At 40.8% G+C, this 16,469-nt stretch carries 15 protein-coding genes, 1 pseudogene and 1 riboswitch; of the genes and pseudogenes, 9 read left to right on the top strand and 7 right to left on the bottom strand.

All coding sequences use genetic code 11. The features are described from left to right. Positions 1–73 precede the first annotated feature (73 nt). Both ORH16_RS10155 and ORH16_RS10150 read left to right on the top strand, forming a co-directional pair. Positions 74–652 carry a LemA family protein gene (locus tag ORH16_RS10155; RefSeq protein ID WP_265458554.1) on the top strand — a complete coding sequence of 193 codons (579 nt, stop codon included), beginning with the start codon at positions 74–76 and terminating at the stop codon, positions 650–652. Positions 653–662: 10 nt separating this feature from the next. Then, positions 663–1,979, top strand: coding sequence for a TPM domain-containing protein (locus tag ORH16_RS10150; RefSeq protein ID WP_265458552.1), 1,317 nt, complete (start codon positions 663–665; stop codon positions 1,977–1,979). Positions 1,980–2,041: 62 nt separating this feature from the next. Here the strand turns inward: ORH16_RS10150 and ORH16_RS10145 are convergent. The 5 genes and pseudogenes from ORH16_RS10145 to ORH16_RS10125 form a co-directional block, all read right to left on the bottom strand. Continuing rightward, positions 2,042–2,227, bottom strand: a pseudogene (locus ORH16_RS10145) (GNAT family N-acetyltransferase); the annotation flags it as partial. A gap of 12 nt (positions 2,228–2,239) precedes the next feature. Next, on the bottom strand, positions 2,240–2,500 hold the full coding sequence (locus tag ORH16_RS10140) for a hypothetical protein (protein ID WP_265458550.1): 261 nt from the start codon (positions 2,498–2,500) through the stop codon (positions 2,240–2,242). 192 nt (positions 2,501–2,692) lie between these two features. Further along, a complete protein-coding gene (locus ORH16_RS10135) occupies positions 2,693–5,137 on the bottom strand; it encodes an FtsK/SpoIIIE family DNA translocase (RefSeq protein ID WP_265458548.1) in 2,445 nt (814 codons plus the stop codon). Positions 5,138–5,253: 116 nt separating this feature from the next. Beyond that, a complete protein-coding gene (locus tag ORH16_RS10130; RefSeq protein ID WP_265458546.1) occupies positions 5,254–6,351 on the bottom strand; it encodes a hypothetical protein in 1,098 nt (365 codons plus the stop codon). 235 nt (positions 6,352–6,586) lie between these two features. Then, entirely contained in the window at positions 6,587–7,438 is an 852-nt protein-coding gene (locus tag ORH16_RS10125; protein WP_265458544.1) for a putative ABC transporter permease, read from the bottom strand. Between the two features lie 185 nt (positions 7,439–7,623). On the opposite strand from ORH16_RS10125, the gene ORH16_RS10120 reads away from it, so the two are divergent. Together ORH16_RS10120 and ORH16_RS10115 are read left to right on the top strand one after the other, a co-directional pair. Further along, positions 7,624–9,363 carry an ABC transporter ATP-binding protein gene (locus tag ORH16_RS10120; RefSeq protein ID WP_265458542.1) on the top strand — a complete coding sequence of 580 codons (1,740 nt, stop codon included), beginning with the start codon at positions 7,624–7,626 and terminating at the stop codon, positions 9,361–9,363. After that, a complete protein-coding gene (locus ORH16_RS10115) occupies positions 9,353–11,098 on the top strand; it encodes an ABC transporter ATP-binding protein (protein WP_265458540.1) in 1,746 nt (581 codons plus the stop codon). Before ORH16_RS10120 ends, ORH16_RS10115 begins: the two co-directional genes overlap by 11 nt. An 83-nt stretch (positions 11,099–11,181) precedes the next feature. On the opposite strand, the gene ORH16_RS10110 is transcribed toward ORH16_RS10115, so the two are convergent. Continuing rightward, a complete protein-coding gene (locus ORH16_RS10110) occupies positions 11,182–12,129 on the bottom strand; it encodes an alpha/beta hydrolase (protein ID WP_265458538.1) in 948 nt (315 codons plus the stop codon). Between the two features lie 216 nt (positions 12,130–12,345). On the opposite strand from ORH16_RS10110, the gene adhP reads away from it, so the two are divergent. Continuing rightward, the gene (gene adhP, locus ORH16_RS10105; RefSeq protein ID WP_265458536.1) at positions 12,346–13,362 is read left to right on the top strand and encodes an alcohol dehydrogenase AdhP; all 1,017 of its coding nucleotides are present in this window, start codon (positions 12,346–12,348) and stop codon (positions 13,360–13,362) included. 39 nt (positions 13,363–13,401) lie between these two features. Here the strand turns inward: adhP and ORH16_RS10100 are convergent, their stop codons facing one another. After that, positions 13,402–13,929, bottom strand: a complete 528-nt coding sequence (locus ORH16_RS10100) for a folate family ECF transporter S component (protein WP_416207851.1) — start codon at positions 13,927–13,929, stop codon at positions 13,402–13,404. Positions 13,930–13,963: 34 nt separating this feature from the next. Further along, positions 13,964–14,062, bottom strand: a riboswitch (THF riboswitch). 175 nt (positions 14,063–14,237) lie between these two features. On the opposite strand from ORH16_RS10100, the gene ORH16_RS10095 reads away from it, so the two are divergent. Genes ORH16_RS10095 through ORH16_RS10080 form a run of 4 tightly spaced genes read left to right on the top strand, consistent with a single transcriptional unit; the run spans position 14,238 to position 16,404 of the window. After that, positions 14,238–14,612 carry a GntR family transcriptional regulator gene (locus ORH16_RS10095; protein ID WP_265458532.1) on the top strand — a complete coding sequence of 125 codons (375 nt, stop codon included), beginning with the start codon at positions 14,238–14,240 and terminating at the stop codon, positions 14,610–14,612. Next, entirely contained in the window at positions 14,612–15,463 is an 852-nt protein-coding gene (locus ORH16_RS10090; protein WP_265458530.1) for an ATP-binding cassette domain-containing protein, read from the top strand. The genes ORH16_RS10095 and ORH16_RS10090 overlap by 1 nt, the downstream gene beginning before the upstream one ends. Beyond that, the gene (locus tag ORH16_RS10085) at positions 15,460–16,116 is read left to right on the top strand and encodes an ABC-2 transporter permease (protein ID WP_265458528.1); all 657 of its coding nucleotides are present in this window, start codon (positions 15,460–15,462) and stop codon (positions 16,114–16,116) included. Before ORH16_RS10090 ends, ORH16_RS10085 begins: the two co-directional genes overlap by 4 nt. Positions 16,117–16,149: 33 nt before the next feature. After that, on the top strand, positions 16,150–16,404 hold the full coding sequence (locus ORH16_RS10080; protein ID WP_265458527.1) for a hypothetical protein: 255 nt from the start codon (positions 16,150–16,152) through the stop codon (positions 16,402–16,404). The last annotated feature ends 65 nt before the right edge of the window (positions 16,405–16,469 follow it).

The raw sequence follows: 16,469 nt of genomic DNA, 5'->3' as shown, positions 1-16,469 counted from the left end.
ATTCTGATATTATTAAATCATTCCACTAAAATTCAAGCACTTGCTAACAGTGGAACGAAAGGGATGAAAAAATATGAAAAAAAGTAAAACGGGATGGATTATTTTAGGGGTCGTTGCAGTAATTATCATCGCAATTGGCGGTTACTTTGTCACCACTTACAATTCTTTGGCTCGAGCAGAGAACAATGTAGATGCCACCTGGTCACAAGTAGAAAATGTGATGCAGCGGCGGGCTGATTTGATTCCAAATCTAGTGAGTAGCGTCCAAGGAAGCATGGATCATGAGAGCGAGATTATTCAAACAATTACCGAAGCCCGCAAATCCTATGATGATGCCACTACACCAGAGGAACAAATTGCAGCCAATGACCAACTAGAGCAAAGCGTTGGTACTTTAGTAAATGTGATTCAAGAAAGCTATCCAGAATTAAGCTCCAATGAAAATGTCAAAACCTTAATGACACAGCTAGAAGGTAGTGAAAACCGCATTTCTGTCGAGCGAAAAAATTATATTGACGAAGTGCAAACCTACAATCAACAACTAGTTGCTTTTCCTAAAAATATTGTCGCCGGCTTGTTAGGCTTTGATAAAAAGGCTAACTTTGCCGCCGAAGAAGGTGCTGACCAAGCTCCAGATGTCAGCTTTAATTGAGGTGAAGCAGATGAAAACTAAGCAGACTTCTCAAGATGCTACTGCATTAAATCAGCAGGTAATAGCAAATTACCAGCATCTGCGACGACGTAGTTTGATTGCTGCTGGTCTGTTTCTAATTGCTTTCGCTGTCAGTGGTTTTATCTTTTTTAAAACTGCTGTCAACAATACTTCGTATCAAAACAGACTGTCAGACTACTCACAACAATTAAATACGTTATCTGAACAGCGTCAGGGCATTTTAGATGGCACGATTGAGCCTGAGACGGTTGATTTTGATCAGACACTAGAAGATAATCTAGCTAATCTCAAGGATTATCCTAGCAATGAAGACAGCTATCAGGTTCCTATTGATGGCACTAATATTACCTTAGCCATCAATCGCAACAATATTTTTGCCACTGATAATGCGGGAATTTTAGACAGTGCAACGAAGGAAAAAATATACACCTTAAATAAAGAATTGGCTGCCAGTACCAATGGCGCACAACTGATGGTCGTCACCTTGCCGGATTTAGCTGGTGAAGATATTGATGAACTGGCGAATGATATTTTTAATCAGCTGGGAATCGGCAACGCTGAAGAAAGCAATGGCGTCTTGTATTTAGTCGCCGTTGACGACCGAGAATTTCGTCTTGAGGTTGGCTATGGACTGGAAGGTACGATTACCGATAGCTTAGCTAGCGATATTACCGAAGATGATGCTGTGGTTGAGGCTTTTAGAGATGAGGATTACAATACTGGCGTCAATCAAGTGCTGGATGAAACCTTCAATTTGATGAATTCCAAAACCGCTTTGGTAGATTCAAATATTGCACGAATTGAAGACGAGCTAGGCACAGCCAAATTAATTCATTGGCTGCTGATTATCAGCATGCTGCTACTCGCCTTCATTAGTCTATTGATGATTGTTCTTTTGTTAAGAAGTCGCAGCTACTTAAAACATTATCTGCAGGATTATCAGGAAAAAATTTCTGAAGCAAACACTGCTCGGTTATCAACAAGTGCCATTCGCAAAACCGATTTATTTTACATTTTAAAAAGCGGTCTCTTCTTAGCCCTAACTCTTCAAGGCATACGGCGTGCCGTAATTCAAGGACGGCTCTTGAACACTTCCGGAGCCACAGCGAAAGGCTTAGGCCGCGTGCTGATTGGCGACACCTTGTATTCAAGTGACGGGACCATTTTAACAACAGCTTATCTAGCTTCAAACTATAATTCCAGCAACTGGTCCGACAATAATAACTCCGGATCTGGTAGCGGCGGCTCGTGGGGTTCCTTCGGCGGCGGTTCTTCCGGCGGCGGTGGCTCCTCAGGCGGCTGGTAAAAAATAAATCTAAATTGCCGCTGATGAGGGCTGTTTCAGCTCTTTCATCAGCGGCAATTTTTTTATGTCAATTTGAAAAGCATCACGCTTTCCCCTTCGATAATTTCACCGGTTTTATAAAAGCCAACTGCTTCATATAAACGAATTGCAGCTTGATTGTCCGGCTCAACGCTTAGAGCCAACATTTCTGTTAGACCTTGAGCTTTCTCTCTAACAATTTCAAGGGTAACCAGTAAAGCTAATCTGCCATAGCCCTTGCCTTAAAAACGGGCGTCTATTAGAAAATGCCAGATATTATACATCTGGTCCTCTTCATCAAACACAATTGAGACGTAGCCAATCAGTTCCTCGGCTAAATAAATACCATAGGGATTGACGAAATCCCGCATAACATAGGCATAGGCTAAGCTTTTACAGGTACTCGCCACGTAGCTCTCTTGATTTTTTTCCACAGTCAAAGCCAAAATCTGCTCGATATTTTCCCTGGTAACTGGTGTTAATGTGATATTTGAGTGTGTCATAGAACCTCTTTCTTATCTAATTCAAGTGACATTGCATAAATTCTTAGCAGCAGCCTGATTTAAATTTTTCTTCATAATAACCACCCCATTCTATTTACTCCTCCCTATTTTAACAAAAAGCAGCGTAATAAAAACAAAAAAATTGTGTCAGTTGAACTTTATATCAACCAACACAATTTTAATAAAATCTGTTTATTCAAAAACCTCCGGCTCATCTGTCTCCGGTTCTTTTTGCAGATAGACTTCCCGGGGCTTACTGCCAACTGAAGGTCCAATCACACCATTTTCCTCTAGCTCATCGACGATTCTTGCTGCCCGATTATAGCCGATTCTAAAACGCCGCTGTAAAAAAGAAATACTAGCGGTTTGCATATCCACCACCAACTCTTTGGCCGGTTCGTATAGATCATCTAAAGGATGCTCGCTGGGATTTGAGGTTGGCTCCTCTTCTTCTGTCACCATCATGCTTTCTTGATAGTCAGCTTCTTGTTGATCTGTGACAAATTTAACGATTCGTTCAACCTCATGATCAGAGATAAAAGCTCCTTGCACCCGAATCGGTTTATTTTCTCCCATCGGTAAAAAGAGCATATCCCCTCGACCCAATAATTTTTCAGCGCCATTACTGTCAATAATCGTCCGAGAATCAGTCCCGCTGGAAACCGCAAAGGCAATCCGTGAAGGCACGTTGGCTTTGATGATCCCTGTGATAACATCAACACTTGGCCGTTGCGTTGCTAAAATCATATGAATTCCTGCAGCCCGAGCCATCTGTGCTAAACGAATAATTGCGTCTTCGACTTCATTACTAGCTACCATCATCAAGTCGGCTAATTCATCGACAATTACCACAATAAACGGTAAAATCGGATGGTTTTGACCATCCTCAAGATTTTTTTGGGTAATCAATTCGTTATATCCGCTGATATTACGAACTCCAGTTGCAGCGAATTTTTCGTAGCGCTCTTCCATTTCCTTGACTACTTTTTGCAAAGCTTGCGCAGCTTTTCGCGGGTTAGTCACCACCGGCGTTAGCAGATGGGGAATCCCGTTATAGACATTTAGCTCCACCATTTTCGGATCAATCATCATCAATTTTACTTCATGGGGCTTGGCCCGCATTAAAATACTCGTAATAATTCCATTAATGGCTACCGATTTCCCACTACCAGTCGAACCGGCAATCAGAAGATGGGGCATCTTAGTTAAATCTGCCACCTGAACTAAGCCAGAAATATCTCGACCTAACGGCACTTCCAGAATTTTATCTGGATGATCTGGTTGTGCTTCAATAATATCTCTGAAGGAAACAGTGCTGACTGTTGAATTCGGCACTTCAATACCAATCAGTGATTTTCCTGGAATTGGTGCTTCCATCCGGACATCCTTGGCCGCTAAAGCCAAGGCAATATCGTCAGTAAGATTGACAATCTTGCTGACTTTAACACCGACAGCCGGTTGAATTTCAAATTTTGTCACCGATGGTCCTAGGCTGGCTTTAACCACTCGGGCCTCAACCCCAAAACTTTTGAAAGTATTTTCTAACACGCCGATATTTTCTTCAATTTTTTTGTATTCACCGCTTTGATCCGCTGTCGGAATCGAATCTAACAAGGTGGAGGGCGGCAATTGATAATCCCGGTCTTCCGGTTCTGCTTGAATCGCAAATTCTAAATCTTCATTATCAGCTTCCGGCTCTTCGTAATGCTTTTGAGCTGATGTTGAAACCGAATTATTTTGAAAGCTATCAATCGGAATTTCCAGCTGTACGGGTACCGGCTCGTTTTCTTCTTCCCGATACATCTCTTGAGCTAATTCTTCACCAGGAGACAACGGTCGCACTTGATTTTGCTTGCGGCGGGCCACTTCTGCCTCAGCAGCTTCCCGTTGAGCTGCCACTCGTTCTGCTTTTTTTAGTTTTCGTTTTTGAGCCCAGCTTAAATCTTCATCATCCGTAGCACCCTCAGCGAACGATGGTTCAGCTGGAGCTGCTTTAGTTTTTGCTGCTTTTTTCTCAGTAGCTCTCTGCTGTCTAGTTGCTTTCTGCTCTTTCTTTGGATCTCCTTGAAGCCACTCATTGATCTTTTGCAAAAAGTCCAAAATCCGCTGCAGCCCCATGCCACTGAAAAGATAAATTCCTATTAGCCATAATATTAAACAAATGATATAGCTACCAAAATCAGCTACTAAGAAGTGACTACCACTGTATAAAACAGCCCCAAGTAACCCACCGCCGACATTAGCTGAAATTTGATTGTGGCGGATATCCTGCAATAAAAGATCCCACGTAATCGTAATGACGTTTCCTTCGGTTTGCATTCCGCTGAATAAGCGGATGTGCAGGAAAAGTAAAATTCCCAAAAGAAAAATTGATCCACCGGCAAGTCGTCGGGGGTTTTTTATTTTGAAGGTTTTGTTTTGCAGAATTAAAAAGCCGCCGTAAATCACTAAGAGTACCGATAAAATCGGGTAGGCATTGCCGCCAATTAATCTTAAGCCATTGGCGGCCAAGCGTCCTAAAAAGCCTAATTGAAATAAACTAAAGCCTGCTAAAAAAATAAAGCCAATGCCAATCAAAATTAGCATCAACTGTTCCTGTTGTTTTTGCTGTTTTTTTGTTTTTCTTTTTTTTGCCATGTCCTTCCCCTCACTTAATCCTTCTCTATTATACATAAAAAACGATGGGAACAAAAGTTTTCCTTTTGGCTGTCGTTTAAATAAAGTGCAAAAAAAAACTGACTTGCGTCAGTTTTTTAATACCAGTTATGACTTAGGTGGTACGCTTTTGCAGCCACCCATGAGCCGTATCGTTGTTTCACATAATTATCAGCAACCCGCTCTTGATTTTCCGGAGATAAATCGCCGCCAAGATAGCTTAATAATAATTGATAGCGACCATAATGCTGACCGCTTGCAGAATAAACAGTATATGAACCGCCCGATTCCTTCATGGCAATCCATTCTTTGGCTGCTAATTCTTCTGCATCAGTAACTGTCGATGAACCGCCAGTTGAACCGCTGTTGCTAGTGTCATTGTTAGTTGTTCCAGTTGAACCGCTGTTGCCTGTATTAGAAGCCGTATCAGTTTCAGTCACAGTATTTTCAGCGGCCTGATTTTGCTCAGCGGCTAAGCGATCCGCTTCTGCTTGAGCATCTGCAGCAGCTTGTTCGGCTGCTAAACGATCCGCTTCTGCTTGAGCGGCAATGCGAGCTTCCTCTTCTTCTTTACTGGCAACAACACCGGCTAAAGCATCTTGATTATTCGCTAGCTGAACTTTTAAGTCATTCACTTGCGTGATATATGCCGCACTTTGAGTTTCCAAGTCAGCCTGATTGGCTTCAAGCTCAGCTTGGGTATCAGCCAATTGTGTTTCCAATTCTTCTAACTTGGCTTGTTCTGTATTCAGACTTTCAATTTTGTCGTTTTCAGCGCTTTGTAAAACTGTCATTGCATATACACGGTTGACAAAGTCAGTAATACTTTCCGCGTCTAATAATGCCTGCCAGTCTCTTTCGCTGGAACCATTTAATTGAATATCCTGCATCCGTTCGGCTACCGCCGCTTTGCGTTCTTCAATATTGGCTTTGGTTGTTTCGATATCCGCTTGGGTTTGTACTAATTTTTCTTGGTTATCGGCAACCGAAGTACTTAAAGCATCGATTTGATCTGCAGTTGCTTGCGCTTGATCCATTGCGCTGGTAATTTGCGAGTTGATTGAATCTGCTTGATTGTTTAAATCACTTTCTTGTGAATTTAAATCATCAATTGTATCGGCACCCACAAACATTGGTGAAACCGTACTGGTTAAAAGTAACGCAGATAGTAACACTATGCTTTTTCTTGCTTTCACTAAATCCCACACCTTTCATCAAAGTTTCTCAACTTGATCTCCGCAGTAATTATACAGATTAATAAAAGGTTTTTTGTTGCAGTGAGATTACATTTTGTTACAAAAAAAGCAGAAATCCAGTTTATTCGATGAAAGTTTTTTAAGAGTCTGGAGAACTCCTTAACAAATCAAGGTTTTTCTTAATTTTTTCTAATTTTCTTTCTTGTAACATTCTGGTAACATTTCTGGAAGTTTTTTATTTTTCTCTTTTTTTCAAGAGCAGTTCTTGGATATCTTTGATATTACTGCGATTTTTATACTTCAAATTAGGAAAGGCCCGCACAATCCGCCGTTGATTAAAGTTGAATTTCGGCAATTTTTCTCTTAAATCAGGATTATTGGTTAAGTATTCCTGCCAAGATTTAGCGGCTTCACTCCGTCTTTGACTTAAATCGTTTTGGACATCGGAAATTTGGCCGGCAATTTTATCCTTTACATTTTGGAGATTTGTCTGCAGTTCTTGATGACGCATTTGACGGCGAGCTTCAAATTCTGCTTGCGAAGTTTCAATCACCTGCGCAATCTCCTTAGTAACTTTCTTGAAGGAAGCCATATTGGTGACTGTATAAGTTAAATCAGCTAAGGTAATGACAATCATAATAATCGGCATGACGACACCAAAGTGAGCAGCCAACCAGCCTTCAGCCATTAAAACCCGAGGATGGATAACTTTGACAATCAAGACACAACCGACACCCCAAAAAAGGGAAACGGGAATTGCCACTCTACCATTAATATTTAACGGTACCTTGGAATAATCCCACAGAGAAGCATTAAAGAGTTTTTCCAAAGCAAAACTAGTAATATATTCTAAAACTGTCACCAAAATAGCAGACAATACATATAATAGAAGCAAATTGTTTTGGTAAGGTTCAATAAAATACAAAACCCCTAAAATTCCGAAGCCGTAAATCGGTGTAATAGGTCCGATTAAAAAGCCGCGATAAACAAAGTGCCTCGCCTTTAAAGAACAATAAACCGTTTCCCACAGCCATCCAATAAAAGAATAAATGTAAAATAGCCAGACTACCTTAATAAACTCATCCATATTTTTCTCCAATTTCTATTTTCATTTTAAAACTATTTTAGCAAAAAAATCGAAAAAGCACTCGTTTCAGCCTTAAAATATAGCACCAGACTTTCTTTGCCGGAAAAGTTAGTCTACAATAGACGAGTATCTTTCTTCTATTATTATGTAAAACTAAATAATTTACTGCTGCAAAGGAGTTCAAAATGGTTCAATTATTAAAATATGCAAAAAATTATCGCAAACAAGTGATTCTCGGACCAATTTTTAAATTTTTAGAAGCGGTCTTTGAACTGCTGCTGCCTTTATTAATGGCCGCCCTAATCGATCAAGGAATTACGGCTGGCAATCGCAGCGAAGTCATCCGCATGACAATTTGGATGATTGTCTTATCGGTGGTCGGATTGATTTGTGCCATGATTTGCCAATACTATGCTTCCATCGCTTCCCAAGGTTTTGGGACTGAGCTGCGCAATCAGCTAATGAACAAAATCAATCATTTTTCCCACAGCCAGCTAAATGAATTTGGCACGGATACTTTAATTACCCGTATGACCAGCGATATTAATCAATTACAGCTGGCCTTAGCGATGCTGATTCGCCTCGTTATTCGGGCGCCATTTTTAAGTATTGGCTCCGTTGTGATGGCCTTTTATATCAACTGGCAGATGGGATTAATTTTTCTTTTGCTGCTACCGCTTTTTTGTATTATTTTATTTTTTATTGTCACTAAAACCGTTCCTCTATACCGCCAAGTTCAGCAAAAACTTGACCGAATTAATGAGCTGGTCAGCCAAAATTTAAGTGGGGTCAGAGTAATTCGCGCCTTTGCCCGTCGCAATACTGAAAAAAAGAATTTCAATGACAGCACAGATGACTTGTCGAAAGTTTATCTGCGGGTCTCAAATATTTCGGCCCTCTTAAGTCCGGCAACAACCTTCATCATGAACATGGGGATTGTCGCCTTACTTTATTTCGGTGGTATTCGGGTTAATATCGGTTCTTTGCAACAAGGAGAAGTCGTTGCGTTAGTCAATTATATGAACCAAATGCTGTTGGCTCTAATTGTCGTTTCCAATTTGGTGGTAATTTTCACCAGAGCGGCCGCCAGCAGCACTCGGATCAAAGAAGTCTTAGCAAGTGAAACCAATTTAAGTGCTGACGGCAGTCAAGCGATAGAAACTAGCTCAACAAAAACCTTATTGGCGTTTAACAATGTTGACTTTCGCTACACAGCGGATTCTGGTTTAGCGTTAGAAAATATCAGCTTCACAATGGCAAATAATTCCATCTTAGGAATTATCGGCGCTACCGGTAGCGGCAAATCGACTCTCACACAGTTAATTCCCCGCTTCTATGATGCCACAGCAGGGCAAGTGACCTTTGCGGAGATTGATGTCAAAGATTGGTCTTTAACAAAACTTCGCAGCCAAGTTGCAATGGTTCCGCAAAAAGCGGTTCTCTTCAATGGAACAATTAGAGAAAATCTACAATGGGGAAAAGCCGCTGCCACAGACGAGGAATGCTATCAAGCGCTGGCCATCGCCCAGTGTCTAGAATTCGTCCAGCAACTTCCTAATGGACTCGACACTAAAGTAGAAGAAGGCGGCAAAAACTTTTCCGGCGGTCAACAACAGCGCCTGTGTATCGCCCGTGGCTTGATGGCCCAAAGCCAGCTCTTGATTTTAGATGATTCCTTAAGCGCACTGGATTACCAAACGGATTTACTTTTACGCCAAGCCTTAAAACGTGACTATCAAGGTGCCGTCATCATCATTTCTCAACGAGTACGCTCGATTCAATCGGCTGACCAAATTTTGGTCATGGAAAATGGTCGCTTGGCGGATATGGGCCGCCATTCAGATTTGCTACAGCAATCAGCGGTCTATCGTGAAATTGTCGCTTCTCAAGCGGAAACCGATCAGGAGGTCAGCGATGAAAACTAAAGGAACTTTTAGCTCATTAAAACGATTTCTACCTTTTTTAATGCCTTATAAAAAGGAAATTATCTCCGCTATTTTCTTGGGAATCATCAGCGGAATCGCCACCGTTTTACTAACTTATGAAATCGGCCACAGTGTTGATCAGCTGATTGGCGTTGGCCAAGTCGACTTTAGTCAACTGGCAGCCATTTTGATGATGTTTGTCGCAATTGTCTTTGTCGCTAGCATCAGTCAGTTTTTCATTCAAAAATTAGGTAATAATTTGGCTTATCTTTCTGTTGCTGATTTACGAAAAAAAGTCTTTGAACACCTTAATTTTTTGCCTTTAAAATATTATGACCAAACGCCCCATGGCAATATCGTCAGCCGCTTTACCAACGACATGGATAATATTTCTGTAGCCGCTTCTGCTGTCTTTAATCAATTATTTTCCGGGGCTGCTGTTGTCATTGCCTCCCTTGGATTTATGCTTTATCTTAGTCCGACACTGACCTTGATTGTTTTAGTTACCACACCGATTATTTTCATCGTAAATTGGCTGGTAACGAAGGCTTCTCAAGAAAACTTTGGTAATCAGCAACGGATTGTCGGTGAACTGTCTGGCTTTATCAGTGAAATGGTCAGCAATCAAAAAATTGTGATTGCCTTTCAAAGGGAGCAACAAAATCAGCAAAATTTTGAAACTCTTAATCAGGAATTAAACGTCAAGGGACAAAAAGCTCAGTTTTCATCCTCCTTGACAAACCCGCTGTCTCGTTTTGTCGACCACGGCGCTTATTTGATGATTGGCTTAATTGGCGGCCTATTGGTGTTAAATGGCAGTTCGACTGTGACTGTCGGTGTGATTTCAAGTTTTATTATCTATTCTAGCCAGTTTTCCAAGCCGTTTATTGAGCTATCAGGGATTACCACGCAAATCCAAACGGCGATTGCCGGTTTGGATCGGGCCTTTGAAATTTTGGACAATCCAGTGGAAAAAGATGATGGCCAACTTGTTTTAGAGAGAGTTGCTGGCAAAGTTAGCTTTGAAAATGTGGCATTTTCCTATGACCCAAAGCAAAAATTAATCAGTGATTTTAATTTTGTTGCTGAACCTGGTGAAACAATTGCAATAGTTGGGCGGACTGGTGCAGGCAAATCCACTTTGGTCAACTTGCTGATGCGTTTTTATGAGGTTGATCAAGGGAAAATAACGGTTGATGATACGAATATTACCGATTTAAAGCGGGATAATCTACGGCAACAATTTGGCATGGTGCTACAGGATACTTGGCTGTTTGACGCTAGCATCCGAGAAAATTTACAATTTGGCAATGCTGAAGCCAGTGATGAAGAAATTTATCAAGCTCTGAAAAAAACGTATATGTATGATTTTGTGATGCGATTACCGAAAAAACTCGATAGTATCATCGGTACCTCTGGCTTAAAAATTTCCGAAGGTCAGCGGCAATTGCTGACAATTGCCCGCACCATGTTAAGTAATCCACCCATGCTGATTTTGGATGAAGCAACAAGTTCTGTCGATACCTTAACAGAAAAAAATATTCAAGCGGCTTTTCTAGCAATGATGGAGGGCAAGACCAGTTTTGTGATTGCCCATCGCCTGTCGACCATAAAAAATGCCGATAAAATTTTAGTGATGGATCAAGGACAAATTGTTGAAGCCGGCACCCATGACCATTTATTAAAAATTGACGGTTATTATTCTCAGCTTTACCATGCCCAATTTAGCGAATAAGAACCAATTTCGATTTATTTGCTTAGATAAAGAAAAAACTCCTTTGCATTAAGCCAATTCGCTTTTTGCAAAGGAGTTTATTTTTATAAAATATTTTTCACGATAAAATTCATGACGTTAGCGACATAAGTTTCTGGATCGCTTTCATAAGCCATACCGTGAGCAGCACCAACGACAGTTAAACTTTCCTTCGGAGCATCAGTGGCAGCATAAACTTCTGCTAGCATTTCATAAGGCACGAATGCATCTTGATCTCCGTGAATAAACATAATCGGCCGTTTATTTTTCGCTAGTTGTTTGACTGCGGAAGCTTCTTTCAAATGGTAGCCTGCCCGTAGATTGGCCACTGTGCTAGCAGCATTCATCAAAGGAAATTCCGGTAGTTTAAAAATTTGTTTCAATTGGAAGGCTAAAATATCATGAATCGAGGTATAGCCACAGTCTTCCACAATACATTTGACATTTTCTGGCAGCTCTTCGCCAGCGGTCATCATAACAGTTGTGCCCCCCATTGAGATTCCAAATAAAACAATTTCACTGTCTGAATCATAACGGACAATTGCCTCCGCCCACTCTTTCACATCCAAACGATCGTACCAGCCCATCGTCGTATACTCACCTTCACTGCTGCCGCAGCCTCGACAATCGATTGTTAGAATATTGAAACCAAATTGATAAAATTCTCTGGCAAAGGGATACATTGCTTTTTGATCAGCCATATAACCATGGACCATAATCATCCAGCCGTGGGAGCCGCCCTCTTGCAAAAAGGCGGTGCCTTTTAACTGCAACCCATCAAAAGAGAGCATCTCCATATTCTTTTTCGGGGTCGTTTCCACCCACTGACTGACTTTAGCTTGGCGGTCCGCCTGCTCTTCTGCGGTACCGCTAGTCCCCATCGGTAAATTTGGATTGTCCTGCAGAAAAAATTTATCCCCCCGCTTCATTGCTAAATCATAAAAATAAGTTCCAGCACCAAAATAAGCTGCACCAGAAAGGCCGGCAGCGGCTAAAAGATGTTTTGCTTTCATTTGCTTTCCCTCCTCAATTCTCTTTTCTTTATTTTCCCACAGATGGTCTATCTGTGAAAGGAAAAAATTTACAAGTAATTCTAGCCGATAATTTCAACTTATTTTCCGAAAATAAATAACGTAATATATTCCTAAAAAAAACGTTTACAAATAAAAATTACAGAGTTGTAATAATCATGTGAAATAAATAACAAACTTTTGAAGAGGTGTATTTATATGAAAACAATCGTAGCTGGAGAAGACAAAAGAGCCAAAGTAGTTGAAAAGGATCTCCGTCCTTTAAAATCAGGAGAAGCTTTATTAGATATGGAATGCTGTGGGGTTTGTCACACAGATTTGCACGTCAAAAACCAAGATTTTGGCGATGTATCTGGAGTCATTTTAGGCCATGAAGGAATTGGTAAAGTCATTGCTGTTGCTGAGGACGTCACCAGTCTTAAAGTTGGCGACCGTGCATCTGTAGCTTGGTTTTTTGAAGGCTGTGGCCATTGCGAGTACTGTACAACTGGTCGGGAAACTCTCTGCCGTAGTGTCCGCAATGCCGGTTATACAGCCGATGGCGGCATGGCCGGAAAATGTATTGTCAGTGCCGACTATGCAGTGAAGGTGCCAGAAGGCTTATCTTCAGAAGCTGCTAGCTCAATCACCTGCGCAGGCGTGACTACCTATAAAGCAATCAAAGTATCCAACGTCCATCCTGGTGAATGGATTATTATCTCAGGTCTTGGTGGGCTGGGAAACTTAGCTTTGCAATACGCAAAAAATGTCTTTAACTTAAAAGTAATTGCTGTTGATATCAATGATGACCAACTAGCCTTTGCCAAAGAATTTGGTGCTGACATGGTTGTGGATCCATTGAAGGAAGATTTAGGTAAAGTGATTCAAGAAAAAATTGGCGGTGCCCATGGTGCAGTGGTAACGGCTGTTGGTAAATCAGCCTTTAATGGCGCTGTCGATGCGGTCAGAGCTGGAGCCAGAGTGGTTGCCGTTGGCTTACCGGTTGAATCAATGGATCTGAGCATTCCTCGGCTTGTTCTTGACGGAATCGAAGTGGTTGGTTCATTAGTAGGCACAAGAAAAGATTTGGAAGAAGCTTTCCAATTTGGTGCTGAAGGCAAGGTCGTTCCTCAATACCACATGCGAGACATGGAAGACATCAATACAATTTTTGAAGAGATGGAAGCCGGCAAAATTCGTGGTCGCATGGTCCTTGATTTAAGAAATATCGATTAAAAAAAACTGAGCAGTCGGGATGTGGCTGCTCAGTTTTTTTTATTTAAATAAATTTGCAGTTCTTAACAAACGTTTATAGGGCACACTTTTGGCAACTAGATAAGTAACTGCCACTTGGATTGGAAAAGAAATTGCTGCACTAAGCAGTCGCTGTCCCCAAATAATCCAGCTGAAAAACGGTACATGATACATCAGCCCCAACCATAAAGGCGTCAAAAATAATCGGCTGACCAAAAAAACTACCAGCACACAGACAATCGTCCGCTGCCAGGTAATATTTTTCTTATAAAGAAACCAGCCGTAAATACTTCCTTCAACAAAAGCACTGATTGTAAAACCGATAAAAAACGGAGCTTTCCCCAGCAGCGTGATGCCGATAAAATCCGCCAGTACTCCACCAATTCCAGACCACAGAGGGCCAAATAAAATGCCCATCATCACCTGAGGGACAAATCCCAAACTTACTCTGAGAAAAGTTGTTTCAACAGAGAACAGTCTAGTCATGACAATCGTCAACGCAATTAGAAGTCCCATAATTGCAATCGAATACGTCGTCAATTTTTTCATTGCAAGCATCTCCTTTTAGAGCTGCTACATGCTATGCAGCGAATGCGAAAACAAAACCGCGGAAATAAATTCCTTCGTCCAACGGGCAACATCCCATCCCATCAGCACTTAACGCTTTGTTTCCTACTCTGATATTTTTTGGACTTTTGTCCGTTTAGAATATACCACATTTAACTGCTGAGGTATAACTCTTTACTAATTTTTTCATGAGCTTTCTTCATTTCGTTCGGAGTTTTTTCGATAAACACTATAAACAGTTGACAACAGAATACAAACTGTTCTATACTGTTTACAAGGAGTTGTCGACAATGCATTTAATTATCAATCACTCATCGATGGTACCAATCTATGAGCAAATTATTGAACAGATCAAAGAAAATTTAATTTCCGGCGAGCTAAAAGAAAATGATATGCTGCCTTCGATTCGTTCTCTGGCTAAGGATCACAAAATTTCTTCGTTAACAGTCAAGAAGGCCTATGACCAATTAGAGGCTGAAGGCTACACGGTGACGGTTCATGGTAAAGGTTCTTTTATTGCCACAAATAATCAAAATCTTGTACAAGAAGATGTCAACAAAGAAATTGAAACAGCCTTTGAGGCGATTATCACCAAGGCTGAAAAAGCCGGTATTACAAAAAAAGAACTGTTGGAACTATTTGAAATGTTATTGGAGGAATCGTAATGTTGTTGGAAGTGAACCATCTAAAAAAAAATTATGGGGACTTTCAGTTAGACTGTTCCCTACAGGTGGAAAACAATCAAGTTGTAGGCTTGATTGGCCGCAATGGTGCCGGCAAAACGACTTTATTTAAAATATTAATGGACTTGGTGTCCTATGAAGCGGGTGAAATTAAACTCTTCGATAGAGAGTTTGCTACTTTGACAGCGACGGATAAAGAAAAAATCGGCGTCGCCTACTCAGATAGCGGCTTTTCTAAGGATTTGACCTTAAAACAGGTGGCACAAATCTTGGCTGGCTTTTATCCGGATTTTCAAAAGGAAAAATTTTTAACAGATTGTCAGGTCCAAAAATTAAAACCCAGCCAAAAATTAGCAGAATATTCAACTGGGATGCTGGCAAAATTAAAAATAATTATTGCCACTAGCTTTGGTGCTGATTTACTAATTCTTGATGAGCCGACAGCTGGTCTTGATTTAATGGCTCGCAATGATTTGTTACAGCGACTGCATCAGTTTATGGAGGAGGAAAATCACGGGATTTTAATCAGCTCCCATATTTCCAGTGACCTTGAAGGACTTTGCGATTATATCTATCTAATTGATGACGGGAAAATTATTTTTAAAGAAGAAACTGCCGCTATCACCGACTTCTATGGCGTCGTGAAATTAACGCCAGAGCAATATCAAGCCATGGAACCAGATTATCTGCTCTTTACAGCCAAGGAAAACTGGGGCTATCAATGCTTAACGAATCAGCGACAATTTTTCTTGGATAATTATCCTAGTGCAGTGGTTGAAAAAGCTACATTGGATAATGTGTTGGAAATTGTTTTAGGGAGGGTTGTAGGATGAAAGGGTTACTTATCAAAGACATTGCTTTATTAAACGACCGTCGAAAATTAATCACCTATCTGGCGATTATGCTCCTCTTTAGCTTCAATGTTCAAACAATTCCTTATTTAGCGGTTATTATCAATCCTTTTTTAACAATGACCATCACCCTCGGCACCATTGCCATGGATGGTGCAGATAACAGCGAGCGTTTTCTATTCAGTTTGCCGATTTCTCGCAAAACTTATACAAGGGAAAAATACTTGCTGAGTTTCATAGGAGCAGTTGTTGGGTTGATATTGGCTGCTTTATTAATTGTTGCGCTCTTTGCGATTAAACAAAATCCCATCGATTTACCAAGTTTTGGCTTGGTGCTTTTAGGGGGCTTGCTCTTTGTCAGTGTGTATTTAGCTGTGTCGCTGCCGTTGCAATTAAAATTCCAAGGGGAAAAGAATCAAAGTATCGTCTTGGTGGCAACCATGGGTGTAATCATTGTCATTTTCTTTGGTTTTCAACAGCTGCCGCAAGCCTGGCTGGTGAAGGGTCTAGCAATTTTACAAAAAATGATTGAAGAACCAGTTTTATCGGTGATTGTCGTTTTCGGCCTTTGCATTTTGCTTTTAGGTTGCTCTTACCTAATTGCCAAAAAAATTATGGCTAAAAAAAGTTTTTAAGACTGCTTTTCTTTAGCTAAAGGAGGAATACTGATGAGTATCTTTGAATTAGTCGCCTTGGCTTTGTGTTGTCTATGCTTTTTTCTCTGTGGCTACAGTGTCGCTCTCTTAGCTCTTTATCAACGCTGGCGCTTTGGGATTATCGGCATATTCTTTGGGATGTTTTCCCTCGTCTATTTCTTTTATGTTTTTCGCTATCAGCTTTACCCGCTAGCGTTGGCTATCTATTTTGAATTTAGTTTATTTTCGGCGGTTTTTTTCAACCGCCGCCTGAAAAAATGGCTGTAAAAAAAAGTCCCTGTAAAAGTTTGGCTAAAAGCTAACTTTTGCAGGGACGTTTTTGTTTCTATCAA

The sequence above is a fragment of the Enterococcus sp. HY326 genome (assembly GCF_026157065.1).
In the GTDB taxonomy this organism is placed as follows: domain Bacteria; phylum Bacillota; class Bacilli; order Lactobacillales; family Enterococcaceae; genus HY326.
This window is presented reverse-complemented; position numbering and strand designations above follow the sequence as displayed.